This is a genomic window from Pedobacter sp. BS3 (assembly GCF_008274585.1).
In the GTDB taxonomy this organism is placed as follows: Bacteria; Bacteroidota; Bacteroidia; order Sphingobacteriales; family Sphingobacteriaceae; genus Hufsiella_A.
The window spans coordinates 1,209,355-1,235,235 of the sequence record NZ_VTRT01000001.1 but is presented as its reverse complement, the minus strand read 5'-3'; the positions used below and the strand labels follow the sequence as shown (position 1 = coordinate 1,235,235).

Here is a 25,881-nt window from a genome sequence, read left to right as displayed (position 1 = left end):
TCGCTGTTGATTTGTTTAATCGTTAATTCGTTGACCGAAGTTATCCAACCTGGTTTTTGTTTAATACATTCAATAAGCCCTTAAATGTATCCCAATGCCTTGTTAAATCCGCATAGATCAAATCGTACATTTCTTCCCGGTAAATATGACTTAATTTATTTCTATCATCAATGGTTTGAAAAAGAGCGTTATAAAGAGGTTCCTTGACCAAGCCGGTTGTAAACATGGTTTTATATACCTGCTTAGGAGACATTTCAATCTCGCCGGTTTCCAATTGCAAGAATAATTTACTTACTTTCCAGGCAAGCTCCGTACAATACTCAAATTTTTGGATCTTCCCGTTTTTAAGCAGGTCAGAGGTAACCGCATCAAATTTTTGCTCGTTTACCTGTAAGGCCCGGCCAAATGTTTCTATTGCCTGCTTAAGATTTAACCGTTCTGCAATAAACTTTTCGGTAAGTTCCATATTACAGTTTTTTTTAAGGCTTCTTCTTTAAATGCTTCTGTTACCTGATAAAAATCTACTAAATCAACATGAAAAGGCACAACGCTCTCGTCTATTTCCTCTTCTATTCTTGCTTTTACCCCAACAGGTAAGGCTGCTGTACCCATAAACCCTATATCTATATCAGACATGGGGTGGGCATTCCCTACGGCCCTGCTACCAAACAGGAATACCGTATAACTATCTAAAGGCACCTGCTTAAGCACGATGGACTTAATGATGTCAACGTATCGTTGGTCGTTTTGTTCGTTCATCGTTTTTCGTTTATCGTTGTATGAACTGCCATGCTTTCACTTAAACGGTTAACCAACTAAACAGTTACCCAACAACTCCCAAACACTAACTTATTCAAAATAGTTCAGAATTTTATATCCACCTAGCTTCAGATATTCATCTTTTTTCATCAGGTGAAGATCAGAATGTACCATATCCTTAACCAAAGCAGGTAAATCATACTTCGGCTTCCAGCCTAATTTTGTTTTCGACTTGGTTGGGTCGCCCAGTAACAGATCCACTTCGGTTGGCCGGAAATATTTCTCGTCTACTTTCACTACGGTTTGTCCCATCTTCAGTTTTTCTTTGTCAATACCCAGTTCTTTTAAACGATCCTCGTCATAAGATATTATAACCCCTTTTTCATGAATATCTTTTCCGCTAAACTCAACTTCTATACCCAGTTCGGCGAAGCTCATTTTCACAAAATCACGCACGGTGGTGGTAATACCAGAGGCAATTACGTAGTCTTCCGGCTTATCCTGCTGCAGAATAAGCCACATCGCCTCAACATAATCTTTGGCATGTCCCCAATCGCGTTGTGCAGAAAGGTTACCTAAATACAGGCAGTTTTGCAATCCTAACGCTATTTTAGCTGTGGCCCTGGTAATTTTACGCGTTACAAACGTTTCACCCCGAATAGGGCTTTCGTGATTGAACAATATCCCGTTACAGGCATACATGTTATAGGCTTCGCGATAGTTAACGGTAATCCAATAACCATATAGTTTGGCTACGGCATACGGCGAACGGGGATAGAACGGCGTGGTTTCGCTTTGCGGAACGGCTTGAACCAAGCCATATAATTCGGAGGTGGAGGCCTGGTAAACCCTGGTTTTTTTCGTCATACCCAGCAAACGCACCGCTTCCAGGATACGCAAAGTTCCTATCCCATCGGCATTGGCAGTATATTCCGGCGTATCAAAGCTCACTTTTACGTGGCTCATCGCCGCAAGGTTATAGATTTCATCAGGTTGCGTTTCCTGTATTAACCGGATAAGGTTAGTTGAATCTGTCAGGTCGCCATAATGGAGTTGTAAGCGAATGCCTTTTTCATGCGGATCCTGATAAAGGTGATCAATTCTATCGGTATTAAACAACGAACTCCGCCGTTTCAGGCCGTGCACCATGTATCCTTTTTTAATAAGCAGCTCGGCCAGGTAAGCTCCATCCTGCCCGGTAATCCCTGTAATTAATGCAACTTTCATATTTTATATTCCGTATCAGACCTTTAGTTCTTTGTCTAACGGCTTCAAAAATATAAGTTTTTTTTGTTCGTTGCTCGTGTTTGTAGCTTATATTGCAATTACGGCGTTACAAACGCCGGATATCGATGCACCCGTTGTAAACAAGCGCAAGCGAATTCCAGGATTAAAGCTATTTCAGGTGCAAAACCCGGGCAATCTTCTTCGGGACATGTTCGGGACTTCTTCGGGAAAGATCCCCAAATTTTCGAATGTGTCCCGGAGCAATACACTAAGTGTTTTGAAAAAAATCGGTTTTTGTGTACGCTGGGTTACTTTGATAACTTTTTGCTTGTCGGGCGTCACCCCATTTTCGCCCATTTCAGGATATTCGGCAAGGTAGATGATCCTGCACTTTCTTCGACAGCTCTTCGGGAAAATTTCTAAAAACGCTGCTTTAAGCCCACTTAGTGTACGGAAATTTTTTTTGAAGGGGCTTACACTTTTTTATCGCTTCAAGCCATTTTTTCATTTTCCTTTAAACCCTGGATGCCCCCAGCTATAAGGCTGCTATCCTGATCTGCCGAAATTGGGATTGGAAAACGGATGGCCGGGTTTGGTAGATATTTTCTATTAATGATACCGGTAAAAATAAATCATCGTGATTAACCAGCAGCTTCCTCTGTACATTATCCAGGTATTGATTTAATAACTGAAATGAGCAATATGAAGCGATATCGTCTGGATAATCCCGTGGCTGCTCCCCGGATAGTTGCATTGCATTAATTTTATTTACCGGTTGGAGACTTTTTACTTTTTCAAAATATTTACCCTCCAGCTGTATTTTTACCGTATCGGTAATAATGGTCAGTTCATTTGAGGAAGTTCCTTCGGGCGCAGAAGTTGTATAATTGATCACACCTACCTGCTGCTCAGCATTAAACTTCAGCAGAATGGAACCGCTATCTTCAAAGTCAGTGATAATATCATCACGAAGTTTAAAAAATGACGATTCTGCGGCTTCACAATCACCCAGCAGCCATATTAACAAGTCAATGACATGACTGAATTGGGTATATAACGGGCCTCCATCCAGTTCCATTTTTCCATGCCAGGGATGATTGTGATAGTATTGCTCGCCCCGGTTCCAGAAACAGTCGGCCTGTACCCATAGTACATTGCCCAACGAACCGTCTGAGAAGCATTCTTTCAATTGCCTGATAACGGGGCTATGCCTGATCTGCCATACCGGTTTAAGACATACCTGCTGCTGTTGCGCAATGTGCATTAAATCACTAACCTGATCAGCATATAATGCAACGGGCTTTTCCACCAGCACATGCTTGCCGGCCATCAGGCATGCTTTAGCATGTTCATAATGCAGGCCGTTCGGGGTGGCAATAACAACGGCATCGGTAATTTTATCCTGTGTCAGAAAGCTATCTACCGATGTGTATTGAGCTATTTCGGAATCATCGCTATCCACCAAAGCCGGATCAACAATGGCTGTAAGCCGTGCAAAAGGATGGGATGCAATAACGGCAGCATGCCGCCGGCCAATATTGCCATATCCAATTAAGGCTATGTTGATAATTTCATTCATTCCCTGTTAAACTTACCCGACCATTATCCAAGCTGTATTTCTCACCGGTTTGAGGACATACTGCCTGATTGTTTGCAAAATTCAGTTTATATCCGTTCCTGCTTACCCATCCGTGCTGTTTTGCCGGATTACCATACATTAAAGCAAAAGCAGGAACATCTTTTGTCACTACAGAGCCGGCACCGATCATTGCATATTTACCTACCGTGATTCCACAAATCAAGGTACTGTTAGCTCCGATAGAAGCCCCCTGTTGCAATACGGTCGGTTTAAATTCTGACTTACGATCTACAAAACTGCGTGGATTAAGCACATTGGTAAAAACTACCGATGGCCCTATAAATACATCATCTGAACAGGTGACCCCTGTGTATACCGATACATTATTCTGGATCTTAACACGATTACCTATCTGTACCCGTTCGCCAATAAATACATTCTGCCCGATAGTACAATGGTCGCCAATGATACAGCCGGGCATTAGATGCGAAAAATGCCACACGGTTGTACCTAACCCTATCGTACAGCCCGAATCTATGACTGCGGTTGGATGTATGAGCGTTTTTGTTGTCAATTCAGATTTTCAAACTCTGCAATGCTTTCAATTACATAGTCAACCTGTGCAGGCGTTAATTCAGCATAAACCGGTATGGAAAGTACTGTTTCTGATAATGCTTCAGATACCGGAAAACTGTTTTCAGCACAAGTAATATGATGAAAAGCCTGTTGCAAATGTAAGGGTTGCGGGTAATAAATCATTGAAGATATGGATTTTTCTTTCAAATAATTTATCAGAAGATCTCGTAAAGTCTTGTTAGAAAGTCTCAGCGTATACTGATGATATACATGCGAACTGCCTTTTTCAGCAACAGGCGTGCTGAAAAAATTGTATGGAGCAAATGCTGCCGAATATTGTTCAGCGATTTGAACCCTATGGCGATTTTGCTCGTCCAGATGCGGTAATTTGGCCAGCAGCACTGCCGCCTGAATACTGTCTAAGCGTGAATTAATACCGACCTGCCGGTAGGTATATTTTTTTTCCTGCCCGTGGTTTGCAATCTGTTTTAACCGACCGGCAAGCTCCGCATTATTGGTAAATAATGCACCTCCATCGCCAAAGCAACCCAGGTTTTTGGTTGGAAAAAACGAGGTACAACCGATATGCCCTATGGTTCCGGCTTTCTTTATTTCCCCTGTGCTGAATGTATACGTGGCCCCCATAGCCTGTGCTGCATCTTCTATAACATAGAGATTATGGCGGCGGGCTATCTCCAGAATAGCCTCCATATTGGCTATCTGGCCAAATAAATGTACCGGTATAATGGTCCTGGTTCTGGATGTAATGTATTTTTCAAGCTGAGCTTCATCCAGCATAAAGGTATCCGGCTTTACATCTGCAAAAACGGGCTTGAGTTGCAGTAATAGTGCCGCTTCTGCGGGAGAAATGTAAGCAAAGGAAGGTACAATTACCTCATCTCCGGGTTGCAGGTTCAGCCCCATCAGCGCTATCTGCAGCGCATCGGTACCATTGCCGCAGGGAATAACATGTTCTACCGAAAGATAAGCGGCAAGTGCTTCGGCAAACTCTTTGACCTGCGGACCGTTGATATATGCCCCGGATGCCAGGCATGCCTGCACGCGGGCGTCTATTTCCTGCCGGAAATGCTGATATTGAAGCTGAATATCTGCAAATGGAACCTGCATGGCACTAAGTTAAAAGTAGAAAGTTAAAAGTTAGACTCTGTATATGTTCGTTGTTTAGCCTCACCCCCAATCCTTCTCCAACCGCGTGCCGCCTTAGCTTTAGCGGTGGCGCAGGGAGAGGGGAGTTGGGTAGTGTTATTTCTTGTTTCTTGCATCTATATTCTGGTTTCTACATAGCTTTACCATCTGCCTTCACAGCCTGGCATCTACCCACCGGCGGTCGATAACAGACTTCGTATCATAAATTATCGCTCCTGCTTGCTTTAGCCGGGCAAAATCAATAGCTAAAAATTCTTTATGCGCTACCGCCAGAATAACAGCGTGGTAGTTGTGAGCGTAAATATCATCTATTAAATCGATGTTATACTGCTGCTGAACCTCGCTTTTATCCGCACAGGGATCGTACACATCTACCATCATTCCAAACTGCTGTAACTCCCGGTAAATATCCACTACTTTGGAGTTACGGATATCGGGACAGTTTTCTTTAAAGGTGATACCCAGCACCAACACGCCTGACTGTTTGATATTGCTACCTTTTTCTATCATCAGCTTAACCACCTTATTGACAATAAAAGTGCTGATATAATCATTTACCCGTCTGCCGGATAAGATCACCTCCGGATGATACCCCAGCGATTCGGCCTTATGCGCCAGGTAATACGGATCTACACCGATGCAATGCCCGCCCACCAGGCCGGGCTTAAACTTCAGGAAATTCCACTTGGTGGCTGCAGCCTCAATAACATCTGTGGTGTCTATGCCTATTTTATCGCATATCAGCGAAAGCTCATTGACAAACGAGATATTAACATCCCGCTGGGCATTTTCTATGGCTTTGGCAGCCTCAGCTACCTTTATAGAAGGTGCTTTATACGTTCCGGCCGTAATAATTGAAGCATACAGCTCATCTACAAATGCAGCTGTTTCAGGAGTTGAGCCGGATGTTATCTTTACAATACTTTCAAGTGTGTGAAGTTCATCCCCGGGACTGATCCGTTCGGGCGAATAACCGCAAAAGAAATCATGATTGTAGCTTAAGCCACTTGCTTCTTCTAACACCGGTATGCAATCTTCTTCGGTACAACCGGGGTAAACTGTTGATTCGTAAATCACCACATCGCCTTTTTTCAGTACGTTACCCACCTGCTGCGATGCCTGCAGCAAGGGCGCCAGATCGGGCTTTTTGGAGTGATCTACCGGCGTAGGTACCGTTATAATGTATACGTTGCAGTCTGCAATGGTATTTATATCACTCGTAAAGTATATGTGAGAATCCTGCAGAGCCTTTCCGCTTACCTGGTTGGTGCTATCATGCCCGTTCTCCAAGTCGCGGATACGCTTTTCATTGATATCATATCCTTTTACAGGATATTTCTTTGCAAAAGCCAGGCTTAGAGGCAACCCGACATATCCCAAACCAATTACCGCTATACTGATGTCGCTATGCACAGGGATCAGTTGTTTTTATTTTTAACAAGTTTCAGCAGATATTGTCCATAACCACTCTTCACCAGGGGCTCTGCAATTTGCTGTAATTGTTGCGCAGAAATAAATCCCATACGGTAAGCAATCTCCTCAATACATCCTATTTTAAGGCCTTGTCGCTCTTCTATTACCTGCACAAATTGTCCGGCCTGCATTAGCGAGGCAAATGTACCGGTATCCAGCCAGGCTGTACCACGGCTTAAAATGCTGACTTTAAGCTGCTTTCTCCTGAGGTACTCTTTGTTTACATCGGTAATTTCATACTCCCCGCGTGGCGATGGCTTGATGTTTTTAGCGATCTCTATTACCGAATTATCGTAAAAATACAAACCGGGAACGGCGTAATTGGATTTTGGCTCCGCCGGCTTTTCTTCGATAGAAAGTGCATTGTTATGGGCATCAAACTCAACAACCCCATAGCGCTCCGGGTCGGAAACCTGGTAGGCAAACACCACACCTCCCTGCGGATCAGTCAAATGCTGTAATTGTTGTGAAAGGCCATCGCCATAAAAAATATTATCACCCAGTATAAGTGCTACACTATCTTTCCCGATAAATTCCTCGCCGATCACAAAAGCCTGGGCCAAACCATTCGGCTCCGGCTGCACGGCGTATGAAAAACGGCATCCTAAACGGGAACCATCGCCCAGCAAACGTTCAAAGTTCGGCAGATCGTGCGGTGTGGATATGATCAGCACTTCCTTAATTCCGGCCAGCATAAGGATAGACAGCGGGTAATAGATCATCGGTTTATCATAAACCGGCATCATTTGCTTGCTGGTAGCCAGTGTAAGCGGGTGTAAACGTGTACCGGAGCCTCCGGCAAGTATAATTCCTTTCATATATTTTTACAGAACCAAGATACAAGAATCAAGACACAAGATTATTCGATGCCTGTAAATGCTGTATGCAAATTTTCAGGCTATCCCGCCAATAGGGAATAGTCAGGCAAAACACTTCTTTTATTTTACTTTTGTCCATCACCGAAAATGCCGGGCGGACAGCTCGTGTAACGTATTGATCTGTGGTTACCGGAGATACGGGAATATTAATTTCTGCCAGGTCAAAGATCGCCTTAGCAAAATCATACCAGGACGTAACGCCCTCATTGCTATAATGATAAACGCCATATCCCCGGACACCTGATTGCATGATCTGCACGATACACGCAGCCAGATCAACCGCGTAGGTAGGTGTACCAATCTGATCGGCAATAACATTCAGCGAATCTTTCTCCCTGCCCAGCCTGAGCATGGTTTTCACGAAATTATTGCCATATTCTGAATACAACCAACTGGTACGGATGATATAATATTTGCCGGCAAATGCTGCTACAGCCTGCTCGCCTTCCAGCTTGGTCAGCCCGTAAATATTAACCGGTTTAGCCTTATCGGTTTCTGATAATATACGACCGCTGTTGCCTTCAAAAACAAAATCGGTGGAGATATGGACAAGGGTTGCACCATATTTACCGCAAAGCCGGGCGAGGTTTTCAGCACCTGTTTTATTAATTAACCGGGCGGTATCAACATCGTCTTCGGCCTTATCTACAGCCGTATACGCTGCACAGTTTATACAAAAATCCGGATTGTATGCTTTAAAAAGCGCATTTAATAAATCAGGTTCCAGGATATTGGCTTCGATCTCCGCCGGAAAATACCACTCCAAACCAGTGGATTTACTATTTTGCGACACCAGTTGCAGGCATTGTCCTAATTGTCCGCCTGCACCAAATACAATTACTTTGCTCATATACCGGGTTAAACATAGCAAAATTATTTCAGAGATGGTAAAGCCTAAACGGTAGCGTCAAGGCAAATACATCAAAATATAGGCTACCGGTAAGTTAAAAGTCAAACGTTAGAAAAACAACAAATAATATTTTACATCTACAGTAAGCGAACCTAATTTCCGGCATAAGTTTCTACTGTTTTCTGGTATTTTTCTTTCAGCAGGATAGCAAAAGGCTTGCGGCAAAGCTTGGCTTCTATCCAGGAAGCAAAATCAAATATTTTAAGCAGTTGTATCTCGTATTTATCCGAGCTGATGGCGTCAAACTGCTGCTTGAATTTTTGCCATATTGCCTGTCGCCCTTTATTGCCGGAGGCCTGTACGGGCTGCTGTATAAACTTAAACACTATTTTTTCAAGCAGGTAATCCCTTTTGTGACTGCTGCTCAGGCTGCGTTTAATGGAGCGGGTTTCGTATTCAATGTAATCGTGATTTTCCATTTCAAAATGCACCAATAAATGTATCAGCCGGAAAGTACGATAAACAGGTAATGCATAATACAATTTGCTTTCCAGTAAAATACGGTTGAGGTAATAATGTGCCTTAGGCATATTGTTTCCGCCTATATAAATAAGCGCTGTATACAGGTACACCTCGGCCTGCTTGCTGATATCGAGCAGGTGTATCTTTTTGAAAAGTGTTTGTTCAAATTGCTTTTTCAGGGCTTCGGCCTCGTCAAAATCGCCACGGTCCAGGTATCCCACAATGGTGTAAATAAAAGCCAGGCGTTGTACCATGATCTCAAAGTATACCGACTGGTTCTCAAGAAACTGCAACTTTTGCAGGAAGAAATGCATTTCGTCGTATCTTTTTATGGTATGCAGGCTGTCCAGGATACCTTCTATCGTAGACAGGTAATCCATAGGCGAATCAACCCACAAGTAGTTATGCTCTTCAAAGAGATCGTTAAGCTCATAAAATGTTTTCAGGGCCGATTTATAATCGCTCACAGTAATAAAATAATGCGCCTGGAACAACAGGTGGGTCTTATGGCTTTCAAACGTTTCGGCTGTAGGATTTGAAACAATATTCAGCTCGCTTACCACCAGGTCATTCAGCTCCTCTTTTTGCTGAGGCGTTCGTACGCTGCCTTTGTATAGCAAACGGTGACGCAGCAGCTCGTATAACGAAGTATGCTGGTGCGCATTGCGGGCATATTTCAGCAGGTCTGCAATGTTCATCTGCTTTTGTATCAGCTCCGGCTCGGTAATGGTATGAAAGTTCAGGTTGCAGAGGTAATAAAGCTCCAGCCGTGCCGCCCATAATTCTATAATATACAGCTCGAACTCTTCGGCCGTAGCCTGTATTTTTTGCAATTGCTTAAACCCTTCCTCGTATAGTGATTTTTCAAACATGATGTTTGCTTTCAGCAAAGCGGTTACCAGTTTGGTGGTAATATCCTTTTCGGTACGTAAATGCAGCATGCAATCTGTAATGATCTTATACAGGTATTTGCTGGTTGCTTCGTACGATGCTTTAGGCCGTTTTTGCAGAAAAGCCTCTCTAATATCAGCTATAGAATCGCTGCCTTTTTCAAACAGCTCAAAAAGATACAGGTAATCTTTAGAGCCCTGCTGTAAAGAGGTGTAGAGCTTAAAATAACGTTTCTCGCCTTTAGACAGTGAATTAATTAACAGTGTTAGGGTATTGGTTTTGCTCATAGCTTTATGATTATCCCTTAGGGTTAATAAAATTGAGGTTATTAATTAATAAATTCAAATAAAATTGGATAAAAAACTATATTTATAGTAATTTAGGATTATCCGAATCTGGCAATTATTGGTAAATGACCGTTGTGAACTAAAACTACTTTTATATGATTAAAAAAAGAATTTTGAATATGAATCCAATGGTTTTAGTTGTAGGTAGTTCTAATACCGACATGGTTATCAAAGCCGATCATTTACCTGCAGCCGGTGAAACAATTTTAGGAGGTACGTTTTTCATGAATCCTGGTGGCAAGGGTGCCAACCAGGCTGTTGCCGCGGCCAGGCTTGGAGGCAATGTAACCTTTATTTGTAAAACAGGCAACGATATTTTTGGTCGTCAGTCTGTACAATTGTTTGAAGACGAAGGTATCAATACCTCATACCTGTTGTCTGATTCCAAAAATCCATCGGGCGTAGCCCTTATTACGGTGGATAAAGATGCCGAGAACTGTATTGTGGTAGCTTCGGGTGCAAATGCAGCACTCAATGCCGGCGATTTGCAGAAAGCACAGGCCGTAATAGAGCAGGCCGCAATAGTTTTAATGCAGCTGGAGATACCGCTTGAAACAGTGCAATACGTAGCCTCTACCGCTGCCGAGAAAAGCGTGAAAGTAGTGTTAAACCCGGCGCCGGCCTGTGAGCTTCCCGATGATCTGCTACGAAAGATATCCATTATCACGCCTAACAAAACCGAAGCCGAAATGCTTTCGGGCGTACAGGTTAACGATATGGAAAGCGCTAAAAAAGCAGCACGTATCATCTGCGATAAAGGCGTTAAAACGGTAATCATCACCCTGGGACAAAATGGCGCCCTGGTGCTGCATGAAGATGAGTTTACACACGTACCAGCCGTAAAGGTAGAAGCTGTAGATACCACCGCCGCCGGAGATGTGTTCAACGGTGCGCTGGTAGTTGCCTTATCGCAAAACAAAAGCATGCTTGAGGCTGTGGCCTTTGCCTGCAATGCTTCGGCAATTTCAGTAACCCGTTTGGGAGCCCAATCGTCTGCGCCGTACAAACGTGAGCTGGACACCTTTATCAGCATTGAAAAATAAACAGCGCATTACACGCACTATTGTTCAATTATTTAACCTAAAGATTATAAACCGACATGAATAAATTCACTTTTTGTTATACGTTGCTTTTATGCTGGATGATGAGCAGTAACGCCCAAACAGCTAAAAAGAGCACAACATCGTTACCCAAAACCGTTACGTTTACCAATGAGCAATTGCAGGATAAAATAAAAGGAGGCTGGGCCGGACAAACCATCGGCGTAACTTATGGTGGCCCGTATGAATTTAAGTTTAACGGAACCTTTATCCAGAATTACCAGCCGCTGGTATGGCATCAGGGATATATTAAAGAAACCATGATCCAGGATCCTGGTTTGTACGATGATCTGTATATGGACCTCACCTTTGTGGATGTGTTTGAGCGCCTGGGCCTGGATGCGCCGGTCGATTCATTTGCCAACGCGTTTGCCAAAGCCGGGTATAAGCTCTGGCATGCCAACCAGGCCGCCCGGTATAATATCCTTAACGGGATAAAGGCGCCGGAGTCCGGGCACTGGCTCAATAATCCTCACGCCGATTGTATAGACTACCAGATAGAAGCAGATTATGCCGGATTAATGAGTCCCGGTATGCCTAATGCCGCTTCTGCTATCAGCGATAAAATAGGCCATATCATGAACTATGGCGACGGCTGGTACGGCGGCGTATATATCGGCGCCTTATACAGTCTGGCCTTTGTTTCTGATGATATTCCTTTCATCATATCCGAAGCTTTAAAAACCATACCACAGCAAAGCGATTACTATCAGTGTATCTCGGATGTGATCAGCTGGCATAAGCAATATCCTGATGACTGGCATCAAACCTGGTTCGAATTGCAGAAAAAATGGTCTAATGACCGGAGCTGTCCTAACGGGATATTTAATTCCTTCGATATTGATGCTACCATCAATTCAGCGTACGTGGTAATGGGCTTATTGTACGGCAACGGCGATTTTGGCAAATCACTCGAAATTGCAACCCGCTCAGGCCAGGATGCCGATTGTAATCCATCGTCAGTAGGTGGAATATTGGGAACCTTACTCGGCTACAGCAAAATTCCCGATTACTGGAAATCTGGCCTGCAAGGCGCCGAAGATATTGATTTTAAATACACTACCATCTCGCTAAACCGGGTTTATGATATCGGCTTTAAGCATGCGCTCGAAAATGTTAAACGCAATGGCGGTAAGGTTGATGCCGGAAAGGTGACCATCCCGGTACAGGCTCCAAAGGCCGTACGGTTTGAAAAAAGCTTTCCGGATATGTATCCTGTAGCCGTTAAGGATATCCGGGGAAATATCAAAAAAGATTTTTCCTTTGATTTTGACGGTACAGGCTTTATGCTTCGTGGCGAAGCCAAAAAGAAGAATGATATTGATAAAGATTATGTTTTTGAGGCCGAATTATACCTGGATGGCAAGAAGATTGAAACAGCTAAGCTGCCTACCGATTTTACCACACGCCGTTTAGAGCTGTTCTGGAAATATCCGTTGCCAAAAGGAAAGCATACGGTAAGGATCAATATACTTAACCCCGATAAAAACTATTATGTAAGAGGTATATCGTATATTGTTTTTTCTGATAAACCTGCAAAGTAATAAACCGATAACACTAACCAAATTATATCATGTTCATCATTGAAAATTATTCGCTTGCTATTGTGTTCTGCGTGATAACCATGCTATGCTGGGGCTCATGGGCCAACACACAGAAACTGGCCAGTAAAACCTGGCGTTTTGAATTATTTTACTGGGATTACGTCATTGGAATCCTGCTGTTTTCCATTATTTCTGCCCTTACATTAGGAAGTATAGGCAGCGAAGGCCGCAGCTTTATGGATGATATCCGTCAGGCTGATCCTGAAAACATCGGGAGCGCCCTGATTGGCGGAGTGATTTTTAACGCCGCTAATATCCTGTTTTCGGCCGCTATCGCCATAGCCGGTATGTCGGTTGCATTCCCCGTAGCTATTGGGCTTGCCCTGGTGCTGGGTGTAATTGTTAATTACGCTGCTGCCGAAAAAGGCGACCCTATCCTGTTGTTTGCGGGTGTTGCCCTTGTGGTAATTGCCATCATCATTAATGCCGTTGCTTATGGTAAGAAGAGCGCCGGCGAGCAGAAAGTTTCAGCAAAGGGTATCATTATATCGCTGGTAGCAGGTATCCTGATGTCTTTCTTCTACCGCTTTATTGCTGCCGGTATGGATCTGGATAACTTTGTTTCGCCGGCAGTTGGTAAAATGACCCCGTACACAGCCGTGTTTGTTTTCTCTGTAGGGATATTCCTGAGCAACTTTGTGTTTAATACCATCCTGATAAAGAAACCGATTGTTGGTCCGCCAACCAGCTACGCTGAATATTTTAAAGGCGGGTTTGGCACACATTTAACCGGTATACTCGGAGGTTTGATCTGGGGCTTAGGAAACTCGCTGAATCTGATAGCTGCGGGTAAGGCCGGCCCTGCCATTTCGTACGGCTTAGGCCAGGGCGCAACCCTGATTGCCGCATTATGGGGCGTTTTTGTATGGAAGGAATTTAAAAATTCACCGAAAGGAACTAACGCGTTATTAACGGCTATGTTCCTGTTCTTTGTGGTGGGATTAGGGTTGTTAGTTTTTGCAGGGATGTAATGTAAAAGGTCAGGCACAGGCTCTTTTTAAACTTTCCTCATTATGACCAAGACAACTCTTTTTAAATCAGCCCTTTTTACAAGCCTGATAATCGGGCTTGTAGGAGGGCTTTTGAAAATACTGCATTTGCCAATGGCGCAATTGTTTCTTATCGTAAGCCTTTTAGCGACTTTGGTTTATATCATCTGCGGTCTTTATGAAATATACGGCTCTAAAAGGATTAAAGCAGTCGAAAAACTAATGTGGACTATTGGCTTTATTGTACTATGCAGTATAACCGGTTTGTTATACCTCTTTATGGGCCGCCCAAGAATTTTACGTCAATATAAAATTCTTCATCAGCAGGATATCTAAGAACATGTTTAATTTCATGAAACAATGGTTTTATTGCTGCCGGTGGGGACACCAGCAGCGGCAGGAAGCCATGGACGGTGTCTTCACTGTCCATCCACAATTATCACATCTATGAAATTTAAACATGTTCTTAATTAAAGCAGGTGATATAGAATATTTATTTGTGGTAACAGGTACCTTCACCTTGTAGAATTACCGAGGATGAAATTATTAATACTAATAATGATTGTATTATCATTGCTGTAGGGATCCCGACAAATTTAGGGTTTATAGCTCTTTATGGCAGCGAGTTTTTGGGCCCCATTTCATTAATCCGGGCAGGAAATATATCTGCATTCCGTTTTATACATTGGCTTTTATTATTGGTTTCTCATGTCACTGTTATCAGCTTGTTGTTTATAACAAACTCAAAACGTTTTACTCAATTGTTAACCTGGCTTCCGGGAATATTTATTGCTTTGTTCATATCATTTGAATTGTTCAACGTTATTTTTTTGCTGCCGTTTATAATGGTATGGGTAGCTGCTGTAATCAGGCAATATTCTGAACGTGAGGTGCTGCAACTGCTGGACAGGTTTATGCAGTAACTACCCGATTAACCGCGTAGCCATAATTTATCAATTAACCTTATCCGGCAAACAGGCTATCTCCCTCCCAATTTATAGGATTATTAAGGATGTAAGATGCAATTCTTTCATGTTCCGGCTGGTCACGGATAATACGGTCGTGGTATCTTGATTGCCAGGCGAAATTGGGATTGATTGTTCGGGCATATTTTGTAACACCGATTTTAAACCCACGGATAATGGATGCCAGATTTTTCGATTGCGGCCCGAATTTATTAATCGGCAATTGGTTGTTTCGATGTAGAGACGCAAAATTTTGCGTCTCTACAAGATTTGGTGTCGTACAACCGCCGTTTTCGGCATTACCCTTATCAATCACCACAATCCCATGAATATGGTTGGGCATCACCACAAATTCATCCAACAATACAAACGGAAAATGTAAGGGTATTTCTTTCCAGCATTTGTGCGCAATCTTTCCGATATCAGACAATTCAACCAGTCCTTCTGCCACCTTTCCAAAATACGGCAGTCTGTTTTGGGTACAGATAGTGACAAAATAGGCTGCATTAGCGCCATAATTCCACCAGTCTGCCCTGGCGGATTTTATACGGTATTTCTGTTGAAATTTATCGGACACATCCGGCACAATTGGTCATGTCAAATATATCCAAAATACCTGTAATAGAAAGAGACGCGATTAAATCACATCCCTATCTGTAAATTTAATCATCATCACCCGAAAGCATACGACTGTCGGCAGCCAGCTCTGTCTCTTTACCTTTATCGCCCTGTTGCTTCATCCAGGCTGTTAATTGATTCTTTAACGTGGTTTTTATGGATGCGTATTGGGCATCACCGGCTAAATTTACCAATTGATCAGGGTCATTTACAACATTGTACAATTCCTCTTCCGGACGTTGCTGGTAAAATACTCCTCTACCGGTCGGGTATCTTTCTAACCAGCTTTGAAACATTTGTCCCTTGATGAGCGCACAGGAAAAAAGCGCTGTATAATTAAGATTGTTAATGTATAAAAACTGCTTGTTTCTGACAGACCGTATGGCATAAGCATCGCTGCCATTAATAATGCCCCGCGTTGTTTGTACGCCGAAAACATAATCACGCAGGGTGCTTTTGGTTCCTTTCAGCACGTCTGCAAAACTCAGCCCGTCAAAGCCGGTTTTTCCATTTGCATCAGTAGTGCCTGTATTTATAGTCGCCGGGTTCCCGCCGCCTATTTCAACAAGCGTAGGCGCCACATCTACATACTGTATCATAGCCTGCGACCGGACTCCCGCCTGTATAACACCTGGCCAGCGGGCAATGAAGGCTGTTTTTAACCCACGGTCGTAACACGTCCATTTATCAAACGGAAATTGAGAACCCTGCTCACTTGTAAATATCACCAAGGTGTTATTCTTATTACCCGTACTTTCAATAATGTTCAGTGTACGTCCAACAAGGCTGTCCAAATAGGTAACCTCGGCATAATACTTGGCTAAATTCTGGCGTGTTAACGGGGTGTTTTCATAACCTTGAGGAACCGCCCACAACACCAGATGCTGATATCCTGGTAAGTATGGATCCTGAGATCACTTTATTGGATGATGGCTTTGGCTACAACACCCGTTTCCCGGAAACGGCAGAACCCTGGGGATCTCCGGTGGGTGCTGGCTCTGCTACTACATGGACAAGTGCTTTAGATGCCAGTTTTGCTAACTGCATCAGGTATCCGGGCGGAACAGTAGCCAATTTCTGGGGTGCCCAACAGGATAAGCTGTTCAGCAAAAAAGCCAGTCATAACCCCAGCGGATGGATCGATGTGAATAAGGTTGGTTTTGATATTATAACCAATGCAGTAAATGCTGATGCACAGCAGGTTAACTCTCTGGCTGACCTGAAAAAAGCATATAACACAGGAGTATCCGTACTTTTCGTCATGAACCTGGTGACCCCCGGTAAGGATTTTTACGCTTCGGCAGAAGGATGGAACAGAACCATTAACGATCATCCCGGAACAAGCGGCCAGAATGACGACTGGTACAAAATGCTGGATGCCCGTTATGAAAAATCCAAGCAAATGTTGATCAAAGCCCAGCAGCAGGGCATTACGGTAAAATACATTGAAATAGGTAACGAGGTTTACCTGGCCAATGCCACGTATTATGCCGAAGTATTTTCCGCCTACGGTGGTCGTAGCGCCGGTGAGAATTATGCTATAGCAGCAAATTATATTGCCAATAAGCTGAAGAATGATCCGGATCTCACTAATCGCAATAATTTTATTTTCTCCGTGCCCGGCGCTGCCGAGAAGGTAGATTTCACTTCATCCAGGATACTGGACTGGAACAGCCAAATGGTTCCAAGCCTTAACACAGATCTTTTTGATTACATCACCTTGCATAGCTACCAGGAGGCCGATCTCACTATCGACAATTTTACGGCTGCCAATGTAAAATCGAACATTAGCACCTGGCTGGATAACATGAACCAGACATTTACAGATAAAAGTACATACAGCTATATTTTAAATACCGACAAAAAATGGAGGGTATGGTGGAATGAATTGGGTATAACCCAAAAAAGCGCTGCCGTTGAAAAGAAATGGGGAGCCATACTGGCACAGGTATTTGCCGCATTATGGTCTTTAGAGAAGAAAGGGGCATTGTATATGCAGCCCAATCTAAACAACACGAATGTGGTTGATCCTAATACCGGCGCAATAAAAGGGAAAGGCTATGCTTTTATTCCGTTAATGCAGGCCAGTCGTGATAATATCAAAGCCAGGAAGCTCAAATTCCCGGGATCTCCAACTTTGGGGCCGGGCGGCAGAACGGTTCTGCAGGGCTACCTGTTTAGCAATGCCTCCGGCGGTAATAAAAAGGCGTGTATCATCAATTTAAGTGATCAGCCTATAGCTGTTGATCTCTCTGACGCATTTCCTGGCATGGCTCAGCTTGCTATTTCAGGTGAGAAGAGTGCAGACCCCAACAATGCCGGCGATCCTGATCATGTAAGTTATCATACCAATCCAAGTAACAACGTTACCCTGGATGCATATTCTGTAAATCTCGTCAGGTAAAACACGTCATAACATAAGGAGAAGCCGCCTCATAAATCAGATGTAAGGCGGCTTTTTTTATACCTAAATTCTCGGGGAAAAGAATGAATATGATGGTGGAGATTTAGGTGAAAAGCTGATGAATCTTTTTACAGACTTTGTAAACACTAACCTGACGAAAGAAGGATAAAAAATTCAATATTACATGAATATGCCAGATTTGCGAGGACTTAAATCCTTGCAGATCTGGCATATCAGAATGGCAAGCAGGATTCTAAGATTAATTGCCTGCTTCAGAATCGTATTTGATGTCTTTAACATGCTTGTCGATCTGCCATCTGCCGGTTCCTTCTTCACCAATAACCTCAAACAGTTCGAGTGCACGGCGGGCCTTGTATTCTTCCTCACGTTGTTCTTTCAGGAACCAGTTCAGAAACTCCATCGTAACAAAGTCCTGTTCCTTATGGCAGCGGGCTGCTATGTTTTTAAACGATTGAGTAATGGCAATTTCCTGTTCCAGGGCATCCTCAAATACTTCCCTGAACGAAGCAAACTCAATTTTTATATTCGAGATGTCGGGCGATATTGCTGTGCCGCCCATATCCAGGATGTATTTGTATATTTTTAGCTGATGATGCCTTTCTTCCTCGGCTTGTTTAAAGAAATATTCTGCCGATCCGTCGAAGCCGTTACGGTCGCACCAGGAAGCCATTGCCAGGTATAATGACGATGAATGAGCTTCTTTTTTTACCTGCTGGTTCAGTAAGCTTTCAATCTCGGTAGAAAGTAAGCTTTTTATGCGAACGAGATCTTTCATGATGTATAGTTTTATTTTGTATAAAGTTAACTATACAATCGTGCTGTTGCTTTAAAAAAATGTAATTTGAAGTTAATCTAAATAGAAAATCAAACAACCAGGCGGTATAAACAGTCCTGAATAATGTTATTAAGCTGGAACATGGCAAAGGCGCCCGCTAAAAGCTCTTTTAGTGCAAGCACTTCTGGAACGGTTAGCACATAACAGTTACTGCAGCCATGTAAAAAAATAATTTCAATACCAGGGTGATCTACCTGCGTCATTTGAGCTATATCAATTTGCTCTACCAGCTTGTTAAGACGCTGAAAACAGGCAAACCGGAAGCAGGCAATCTTATGATTAAAATCAAGATAGATACAATTGTCAGCATCGGACTGGTAAACAGCGCCGTGTTGGGTCTTAAAAACTTCTGTTAATTGTAAATCTGTTGTGAGCATGTTCTAAACGCAGCACAAATATGAACTTTATTTAGACCTATTCCAAATAAAATTTAAAAAATATTCCGGCTTCTGATACAAGCCTAAAAAAGGTAAAGGTGCGGGTTTGACCGGGATCATAAAAAGAAGTTTTTGAAGAAGCTATAAGCGGATAGGGTAATGCGCTGAAGCGGATACAAGATTTTAGGCAGATCATTAGCTGTAAAGCATGTTGGGCTTTTGCAGGGGAGACAGCGGCTGTGATATGTGGTTTTTAGTATTGTTCTTTGTATCTTTGAAAAAACACGTATTACCATGACAGACAGCCAGTTATATACGCAAATTGCTTCGTTACCAGCCGAGCTGAAAAAAGAGGTTTCGGATTTTGTAGCGTTTTTAAAGCAAAAGACCAGCTCATCTTCTAAAAAAAGAACAAAGAAAACAGTACCAATATTTGGAAGTTTAAAAGGAAAAATCCACATGTTATCCGATTTTGATGAGCCTTTGGAAGACTTTAAAGACTATATGTAATGAATGTCCTTTTAGATACCCATACTTTTTTATGGTTCATCAATGGGGATAAGCAGTTAACAGCAAAGCAAAAAAAGTTATTGTTGATGAACAAACGACAAACTTTATCAGTATTGCCTCCTTATGGGAAATAGCTATTAAAATAAATATCGACAAACTAAAGCTGGATATCTCCTTCTCAGAGCTATGGAAAAATATACAGGCAAATGGTTTTGAAATTCTTCCTGTTACTTTTGAGCATTTACAGCAACTACTGCTTCTTGATTTTCATCACAGAGATCCTTTTGACAGGATAATTATTGCACAGGCCTGCAGCGAGCACATGCCCATGATCACAAAAGACGCTAATTTCCGTCTTTACAGCCAGGCACAGGTACTCTGGTAAATTTTATATGCTGAATCCCCAACGTCGGGGGGAAGCGGCCCTTATAACTTTCTAAACAGCTTTTAAAGCTCTGTACAGGCGTTATTATTTTCTTAAGCTCTAATGTTAATTAACCTGAGCTCGATTAATATTTAACTGTTCGCAATGACGCTCCTATTTTCGTTCCCCCCCGTACATACGGGATCGCACAGGCGTCAAGATAATTTCAGGAATTTACTGTCAATTTATTGATATTTAGATAGTTATTGGTAAAAAAGCAGTAAGTGAAGTGGCAGCACAGACAGAGCTAATACGAAGCCTCGGGACGAGGATCCCCAGGCCTCGGGAAAGCAACCGAACGCAGCGAGCTCATGAATACCACTGAAAAACATAAAAACTAATGAATAACCTTTGTTAAATCTTGTTTTGAGCAGGATTATTAATCGAAATCAGATTAATTAATAATGTTATTAATATAATGAGTGTCTACCAGCTCAAATCTTTACGGTCATAAAACATATAGGCGCCGGTTTCAATTCCTGCAATTAAATTAAGCCTGTTTCCCGGCCCGATACGGGCTGCAACGGGGGCACAGGAATGTCCGCCAAGAGACAAGTTTTCTCCCTTAAACTTCAATACTTTGGGATATTCATATACCGGCCGCTCATCTGTGCCGGCGTTTTTCAGGAACAAAACGGTAGAAGCCCGTTTGGGTTTCATGTGCAAAGGTAAGCCGGTAATAGTATCGGGGATAGATTGTTTGCCATACGTGCCTATCAGCAAGTCCATCTTACCATCTTCATCCCAATCTACCAGCTCTATTTTAGCACGCCCCACTGTACCGCCGCCATAATAGTTACCGTGTATGGTTTGGTTGGTCGTCAGTTTCAATTTGCCACCATCCTCCAGGTTGTATTTATCCAGTTGCCAGTACAGATGAAATTCATCATCGCGATCCATGATCACATACGCCATCCGGTTACCGATCTTTGCAACTCCCGGCTTCACCCGCCATGTTCCGTACATATCCATCCCGTTAAGGTATAAAGGATGCTCCGGCTCTAAAACGGGTTGTGTTTTTGTACCTTTATTGAGATACACCATGAATTTCCCGCGACTATCTCCCGTAAGGATGTCGGGTAAGCCGTCGCCATTCCAGTCAATAACTGTCGGACAGGTGTATCCCCAGCGAGCTTCGCCCGGGCCTTGTATATCTTCACGGTAACCGGGCTGCACATGAATAACCTTATCGCCAGCTTTTAACGGCTCTGGATCAACGTATTGCGGATCAGCATTAGTACCGGTATTTTTATAGAAGAAAATAAAGCCCATCGAATTGCCCGAGATCATATCCAGCTTGCCATCGCCATCCCAATCGGCAATAGCCGGAACTACCAGCGAACCACCGTATAAGTCGGGTTTTTCCTGCAATAAGGGCTGCGATTCCCTGAAAATCAGGTTTCCCGTTTTACTGAATTTCTCCGTATTACGATAATAATAGATGCCGCCCTCGCCTACCGTTACCAATCCCTGGTTTCCGGGCGAGTGATAAAAGTAACCGGCATAGGCGTGCACATTGGGATTCCTTAACAGGATATTTTCACTGTCTGCGGCATACTTTCTTTCGCCTATAGCGCCATTATTCTCATTAAGATCATATACCAGGATATTCCCTAAACGTGAGCCGCTTATTAAAAACGACTTTGAACCTTGCCTGTACAGGGCAAAGCCTTCCAGCGAATAATATGCCTGGTTAAGTTTGGTAAACTGTTTTACGACAACCTGTGAAGTATTCAATTCATCAATCATAGCGCCATAAATACCAGCACGGGCAATCTCGTAAGGCCAAAAGCCTTCGGGTGTATACATAATCTTAGCCGGGAAAGGCTTGCCATTACTAAATATGCCTTCTTCCCGCACAGAAAAGAGCAGGAGATACTTGCCATTTTTGAGCTGAACAATGCCATAATCTGAATAGCCTCGCGGCAAGCCTGCAATTTTTATGGTTTTCAGCCCGGAAAAAGTATAGGTTGATGGATTAAACTGCGCCCATTTTAAGGTTTTTCCAAAACTCCAGATACCATATATTTTACCATTAGCAGCCTGAAGCATCACCGTTCTGTTGTTGCCTTTATCTGTAAAAGGCATGGTTATTTTACGGGGATGCGAATAAACCGGCACTCCGGCGGCAGACAGCTTCCGGAAGGTATAGAAATAAAGCCCCCGGCCATGCCCATCGGTTCCCTGCAAAAACAGATCTGTTCTCTCTTTTCCGCTGATAGCTACAAACCCTGCCAGGTACCCGTTGTAAAAAGGTAAGGCTAAGCGACCAACTCCTCCCGGAGTACTGTTTTTGACAGGTTCGCCGCTTTGCAACATGGACGTATTTCCCTGGGCGTTGGCCTGGAAAGCAAACGTAATGCTGAACAGAAAAACAGTAACTGGTTTTAACACGGCTTTTGACTTTAAATAAAAGTTCATATTCTTTCTAATATTATGTTTTTACCGGTTAGCGCTCGTTTGCAACGAGTGCTTTATTAAACGGCGTTTATAACGCCAAAGATTATGTTTGTTTGCGATGCAATCACAACAGAATAGGCACTCGTTGCAAACGAGTCCCATTGAATTATCTTCATTACCACGACAAATCCTTGCGGTCATAGAACATATACGTGCCGTATTCTGTCCCTACAACAAGATTCAGGCTTTTACCATCGCCGCCAATATAGGTGGCAGCCGGTGAACAGGAATGTGCGCCCAGCAGAATGTCTTTTCCCTTAAATTCCATCATCTTGGGGAATTCAAAGACCGGTTTGGCTTCAGTGCCTGCATTTTTCAGAAACAGAACCGCGGCGCCCTCATTTTTCTTTGCCCGGTTATAGGGCAAACCATTAACCGGATTAGGTACCGAGGCGCTGCGTCCTGTACCAACCAGTAAATCCTTCACACCATCGCCATCCCAGTCTACCAGGTCAATCTTCATGCGACCAACCTGCCCACCTGGCCTGCGGTTTGCCTTAATGTATTTGCCATCGCTCATCATCAGCTTGCCACCATCTTCCAGGTTATATTGATCCAACTGCCGGTACAGGTGAAACTCGTTGTCACGATCAAGAATGATATAAGCCATCTTTCCGTTCAGCTTACCCGCTCCGGGTCTTACCCGCCAGCCTCCATGCACATTCATGCCATCCATATACAGCGGATGTTCCGGCTCTAAACGAGGTTGCGCCTTAGTGCCGGTATTTATAAACACCATGAACTTCCCGCGACTATCGCCGGTAAGGATATCCGGCAAGCCATCATCATTCCAATCTATTACTGTCGGGCATGTGTAGCCCCAGCGGGCTTCGCCAGGCCCCTGAATATCTTCGCGGTAGCCAGGCTGTATATGAATTTCCCTGCCACCTGCTTTTAACGGTACCGGCGACTGAAAAGCGGGCTTACTATTTGTTCCGGTATTTTTAAAGAAAAAGATATGTCCGGATGAAGCTCCCGATATCATGTCGGTCACGCCATCGCCATCCCAGTCTGCCAGGCTCGGCACTACCAGCGAACCACCGTATAATTCAGGGTCTTCCTGCATCAGGTAAACCGGATCGCTGAACACCGGGTTGCCCTTGCTATCACTCCGGTGGATATTCTCATAAAAACAGATCCCGCCTTCGCCGGAAGCAATGATCCCTTCTTTATTACCCGGCATTTTGCAATATGCCGGAAAAGCATTCACACCCGGCTGACGCAGCAACACCTCATCTGTACCAACCAGATACCTCTTTTTGTCAAAAATTCCTTTATTCTCATCTAATGTATAAGCCAGGAAATTACCCATGCGCACTCCGCCAACCACATAAGCTGTTTGGCCTTCACGATACGAGGTAAAACCGCTAAAGCTGAATAATGCTTCATCTAAACCGGTCAGGACGACGGCATTCAGCGATTCTGTTCGGGTAAAATCATTGGTTAAAGCCCCATAAACTCCGGCAGAAGGCAAATCAAAGGGCCAGAAACCTTCGGACGTGTAATAAGCGCTATCCGGGCCTTGCTTAGGATCACTGAACACACCCGGCTTACCTACAGCAAATACAAAAAGAAATTTTCCTTTACTGGTTTCTGTTACCCCGAATGTTGAAAAATTACGGGGCAAGCCTTTAACGGCAAGGGTTTGCAGATCCCCAAACTGACCCGAAGCGGCATTGAACCTGGCATATTTCAGTACCTTTGAGAACCGCCAGAATCCCCAGATGTTATGCTTCGAATCCTGTAAGATAACACCTCTGTTTTCACCCGTATCTTCAAATGGAAGATACAGCCTGACACCCTGCGAAAAAACCGGCTCACCTTTTTCAGTAAATCGCTTAAATGTGTAATAATATGTGCCGGGGCTTCGCTTATCGCTTTGCAGAAATAAGGAGGGATTATTATTCTGCCCTACAGTTGCCACGCCCATAACATAGCCGGTAAGCGATGGCAGCACGAACCGTCCGATATCAGCGCCCGTTAATATAGGGCTACCGCTTTGCAATTGTTTATTGCTTCTGTCGCGATTAATGGAATAGGTGGCTTGCTGTGCACTGACCGTAGCTGCACATCCTAAACATAACAACAGGGTTACGCCAAAATGAACTGTTTTCCTCACCATTTCTGACTGGTATTACAATTGGTATTCAAGCTACCAAGTTAGCTATCTTACCTGTATCGTTATTGTCGTTTATTTTCCTGTTTTTGTAGGATATTATCAGGAAAACCGATCGGGCGAAGCTCCAGCTTCGCCCGGCAACTATTAAGCCTCCGGCTTATAATTCCCTCTGATCATCTGCATTTGCAACCTGCTCGCCCGCGTTTGCAACGCGGATGGTAGAAAACAGCGATTGCATCGCATAGATTATTCAAACCTGAGCTATCAGTACATTGGGTTATAGTACAAGATATTATACACCCTGAAATCCTTTCTTATACTCCAGCGGTGTTTTCCCGGTAATCAGCTTAAAATGCCGGTTAAAATTTGATAGATTGTTAAACCCGCTTTCGTGGCACACCACATACATACTGTAATCGGTTTCCATTAATAATTTGCAGGCATGGCTAACCCTGATCTCAAGCAAGAACTGCGAGTACCGTTTCTTGGTCCGGGATTTAAAATAACGGCAAAATGAATGCGGGCACATATAAATCACATCGGCAATTTCCTGCAAGGTAATAGGCCGCGAGAAATTATTCAGCGTATAATGATACACCCGGTTCAAGCGGTTTTCATCCGATTTATTAAAGGCATGTTGAAATGCTTTATTAGACAATAGCTTCATTTCCTGAGATTCGGCAATGAGGTGCAGCACCTGCAACAGTTTGATAATACGTTCGCCGTTGCGGGCATAACGCATAGACCTGATCAGCTCAATAGCCGCTGTCCGGGTGTTACCTTGTACCAGGATACCGTGCGCTGCTTTTTTCAACAACTGTCCGATCGCTTTATTTTCCGGAAGATTGAGAAAAGAAGCGCCTAACGTTTCGGGCAGAAAATGCACAATAATTGCTTCTGCAATCAGCTCCGGCTTATTCTCATAATATTTATCATCACTGCGAAACATGTGCGGCATGTTTGCACCGATCAACAGCAGATCTCCCTCATTCAGATTTTCAATAGAATCACCGATAAACCGTGTTCCCGTACCCTCTACAATATAGGCCAGCTCTATCTCTTTATGATAATGCCATTGGTTATAAAAGGCCGGGCCAATAAACGCCTGTACACTAAAGGAGTGCTCGGGTGCAACAGGAACGGTATGAAGTAAAGCATTATTCACGTATCAAATTAACTCAATAAT

At 43.4% G+C, this 25,881-nt stretch carries 24 protein-coding genes; 7 read left to right on the top strand and 17 right to left on the bottom strand.

Annotated elements, in window-relative coordinates:
• Positions 1–40: 40 nt before the first annotated feature.
• The 10 genes from FW774_RS05190 to FW774_RS05145 form a co-directional block, all read right to left on the bottom strand.
• Positions 41–466, bottom strand: coding sequence for an HI0074 family nucleotidyltransferase substrate-binding subunit (locus FW774_RS05190; protein WP_149347055.1), 426 nt, complete (start codon positions 464–466; stop codon positions 41–43).
• The gene (locus tag FW774_RS05185) at positions 430–759 is read right to left on the bottom strand and encodes a nucleotidyltransferase family protein (protein ID WP_149347054.1); all 330 of its coding nucleotides are present in this window, start codon (positions 757–759) and stop codon (positions 430–432) included. The genes FW774_RS05190 and FW774_RS05185 overlap by 37 nt, the downstream gene beginning before the upstream one ends.
• Positions 760–849: 90 nt before the next feature.
• On the bottom strand, positions 850–1,986 hold the full coding sequence (gmd, locus tag FW774_RS05180) for a GDP-mannose 4,6-dehydratase (protein WP_149347053.1): 1,137 nt from the start codon (positions 1,984–1,986) through the stop codon (positions 850–852).
• 535 nt (positions 1,987–2,521) lie between these two features.
• Complete coding sequence (locus tag FW774_RS05175; protein WP_149347052.1) at positions 2,522–3,565, bottom strand: Gfo/Idh/MocA family protein; 1,044 nt, start codon at positions 3,563–3,565, stop codon at positions 2,522–2,524.
• A complete protein-coding gene (locus tag FW774_RS05170; RefSeq protein ID WP_242457732.1) occupies positions 3,558–4,139 on the bottom strand; it encodes an acyltransferase in 582 nt (193 codons plus the stop codon). Before FW774_RS05170 ends, FW774_RS05175 begins: the two co-directional genes overlap by 8 nt.
• On the bottom strand, positions 4,136–5,269 hold the full coding sequence (locus FW774_RS05165) for a DegT/DnrJ/EryC1/StrS family aminotransferase (RefSeq protein ID WP_149347051.1): 1,134 nt from the start codon (positions 5,267–5,269) through the stop codon (positions 4,136–4,138). The genes FW774_RS05170 and FW774_RS05165 overlap by 4 nt, the downstream gene beginning before the upstream one ends.
• A gap of 192 nt (positions 5,270–5,461) precedes the next feature.
• Complete coding sequence (locus FW774_RS05160) at positions 5,462–6,721, bottom strand: nucleotide sugar dehydrogenase (protein ID WP_149347050.1); 1,260 nt, start codon at positions 6,719–6,721, stop codon at positions 5,462–5,464.
• A 5-nt stretch (positions 6,722–6,726) separates the two neighbouring features.
• Positions 6,727–7,599 (bottom strand): glucose-1-phosphate thymidylyltransferase RfbA, encoded by an 873-nt coding sequence (gene rfbA, locus FW774_RS05155; RefSeq protein ID WP_149347049.1) that lies wholly within the window; start codon positions 7,597–7,599, stop codon positions 6,727–6,729.
• A 28-nt stretch (positions 7,600–7,627) separates the two neighbouring features.
• On the bottom strand, positions 7,628–8,530 hold the full coding sequence (gene rfbD / locus FW774_RS05150; RefSeq protein WP_262714430.1) for a dTDP-4-dehydrorhamnose reductase: 903 nt from the start codon (positions 8,528–8,530) through the stop codon (positions 7,628–7,630).
• Positions 8,531–8,661: 131 nt separating this feature from the next.
• Complete coding sequence (locus tag FW774_RS05145; protein ID WP_149347047.1) at positions 8,662–10,209, bottom strand: hypothetical protein; 1,548 nt, start codon at positions 10,207–10,209, stop codon at positions 8,662–8,664.
• 155 nt (positions 10,210–10,364) lie between these two features.
• Between FW774_RS05145 and rbsK the strand changes: the two genes are divergently transcribed.
• From rbsK to FW774_RS05125, 4 genes are read left to right on the top strand one after another with little or no spacing between them, the layout of a single operon-like run.
• Positions 10,365–11,312: a ribokinase gene (rbsK, locus tag FW774_RS05140; RefSeq protein WP_242457731.1), complete on the top strand. Its 948-nt coding sequence runs from the start codon at positions 10,365–10,367 to the stop codon at positions 11,310–11,312.
• 56 nt (positions 11,313–11,368) lie between these two features.
• The gene (locus FW774_RS05135) at positions 11,369–12,913 is read left to right on the top strand and encodes an ADP-ribosylglycohydrolase family protein (RefSeq protein WP_149347046.1); all 1,545 of its coding nucleotides are present in this window, start codon (positions 11,369–11,371) and stop codon (positions 12,911–12,913) included.
• Positions 12,914–12,942: 29 nt separating this feature from the next.
• Positions 12,943–13,944: a GRP family sugar transporter gene (locus FW774_RS05130; protein ID WP_149347045.1), complete on the top strand. Its 1,002-nt coding sequence runs from the start codon at positions 12,943–12,945 to the stop codon at positions 13,942–13,944.
• 42 nt (positions 13,945–13,986) lie between these two features.
• Positions 13,987–14,298, top strand: coding sequence for a hypothetical protein (locus FW774_RS05125; RefSeq protein WP_149347044.1), 312 nt, complete (start codon positions 13,987–13,989; stop codon positions 14,296–14,298).
• 627 nt (positions 14,299–14,925) lie between these two features.
• Here FW774_RS05125 and FW774_RS05120 read toward each other — a convergent pair.
• Together FW774_RS05120 and FW774_RS05115 are read right to left on the bottom strand one after the other, a co-directional pair.
• On the bottom strand, positions 14,926–15,504 hold the full coding sequence (locus FW774_RS05120) for a transposase (protein ID WP_149347043.1): 579 nt from the start codon (positions 15,502–15,504) through the stop codon (positions 14,926–14,928).
• Positions 15,505–15,589: 85 nt separating this feature from the next.
• Entirely contained in the window at positions 15,590–16,423 is an 834-nt protein-coding gene (locus tag FW774_RS05115; RefSeq protein ID WP_187774812.1) for a sulfatase/phosphatase domain-containing protein, read from the bottom strand.
• 23 nt (positions 16,424–16,446) lie between these two features.
• Here FW774_RS05115 and FW774_RS05110 point away from each other — a divergent pair, with 23 nt between their 5' ends.
• Entirely contained in the window at positions 16,447–17,949 is a 1,503-nt protein-coding gene (locus FW774_RS05110) for a hypothetical protein (RefSeq protein WP_149347041.1), read from the top strand.
• Between the two features lie 259 nt (positions 17,950–18,208).
• Here FW774_RS05110 and FW774_RS05105 read toward each other — a convergent pair whose 3' ends face one another.
• Entirely contained in the window at positions 18,209–18,745 is a 537-nt protein-coding gene (locus tag FW774_RS05105) for a ferritin (RefSeq protein ID WP_149347040.1), read from the bottom strand.
• Between the two features lie 89 nt (positions 18,746–18,834).
• The gene (locus FW774_RS05100) at positions 18,835–19,182 is read right to left on the bottom strand and encodes a hypothetical protein (RefSeq protein ID WP_149347039.1); all 348 of its coding nucleotides are present in this window, start codon (positions 19,180–19,182) and stop codon (positions 18,835–18,837) included.
• 294 nt (positions 19,183–19,476) lie between these two features.
• Between FW774_RS05100 and FW774_RS05095 the strand changes: the two genes are divergently transcribed.
• Both FW774_RS05095 and FW774_RS20610 read left to right on the top strand, forming a co-directional pair.
• Complete coding sequence (locus FW774_RS05095; protein ID WP_149347038.1) at positions 19,477–19,692, top strand: DUF2281 domain-containing protein; 216 nt, start codon at positions 19,477–19,479, stop codon at positions 19,690–19,692.
• Positions 19,693–19,771: 79 nt separating this feature from the next.
• The gene (locus FW774_RS20610; RefSeq protein WP_317132756.1) at positions 19,772–20,077 is read left to right on the top strand and encodes a type II toxin-antitoxin system VapC family toxin; all 306 of its coding nucleotides are present in this window, start codon (positions 19,772–19,774) and stop codon (positions 20,075–20,077) included.
• 465 nt (positions 20,078–20,542) lie between these two features.
• On the opposite strand, the gene FW774_RS05085 is transcribed toward FW774_RS20610, so the two are convergent.
• The 3 genes from FW774_RS05085 to FW774_RS05075 all read right to left on the bottom strand — a co-directional run bounded on the left by FW774_RS05085 (position 20,543) and on the right by FW774_RS05075 (position 25,860).
• Positions 20,543–22,537 (bottom strand): FG-GAP repeat domain-containing protein, encoded by a 1,995-nt coding sequence (locus FW774_RS05085; protein ID WP_242457730.1) that lies wholly within the window; start codon positions 22,535–22,537, stop codon positions 20,543–20,545.
• 154 nt (positions 22,538–22,691) lie between these two features.
• Positions 22,692–24,698: an FG-GAP repeat domain-containing protein gene (locus FW774_RS05080; protein WP_149347037.1), complete on the bottom strand. Its 2,007-nt coding sequence runs from the start codon at positions 24,696–24,698 to the stop codon at positions 22,692–22,694.
• Between the two features lie 289 nt (positions 24,699–24,987).
• Entirely contained in the window at positions 24,988–25,860 is an 873-nt protein-coding gene (locus FW774_RS05075) for an AraC family transcriptional regulator (protein ID WP_149347036.1), read from the bottom strand.
• Positions 25,861–25,881 lie beyond the last annotated feature (21 nt).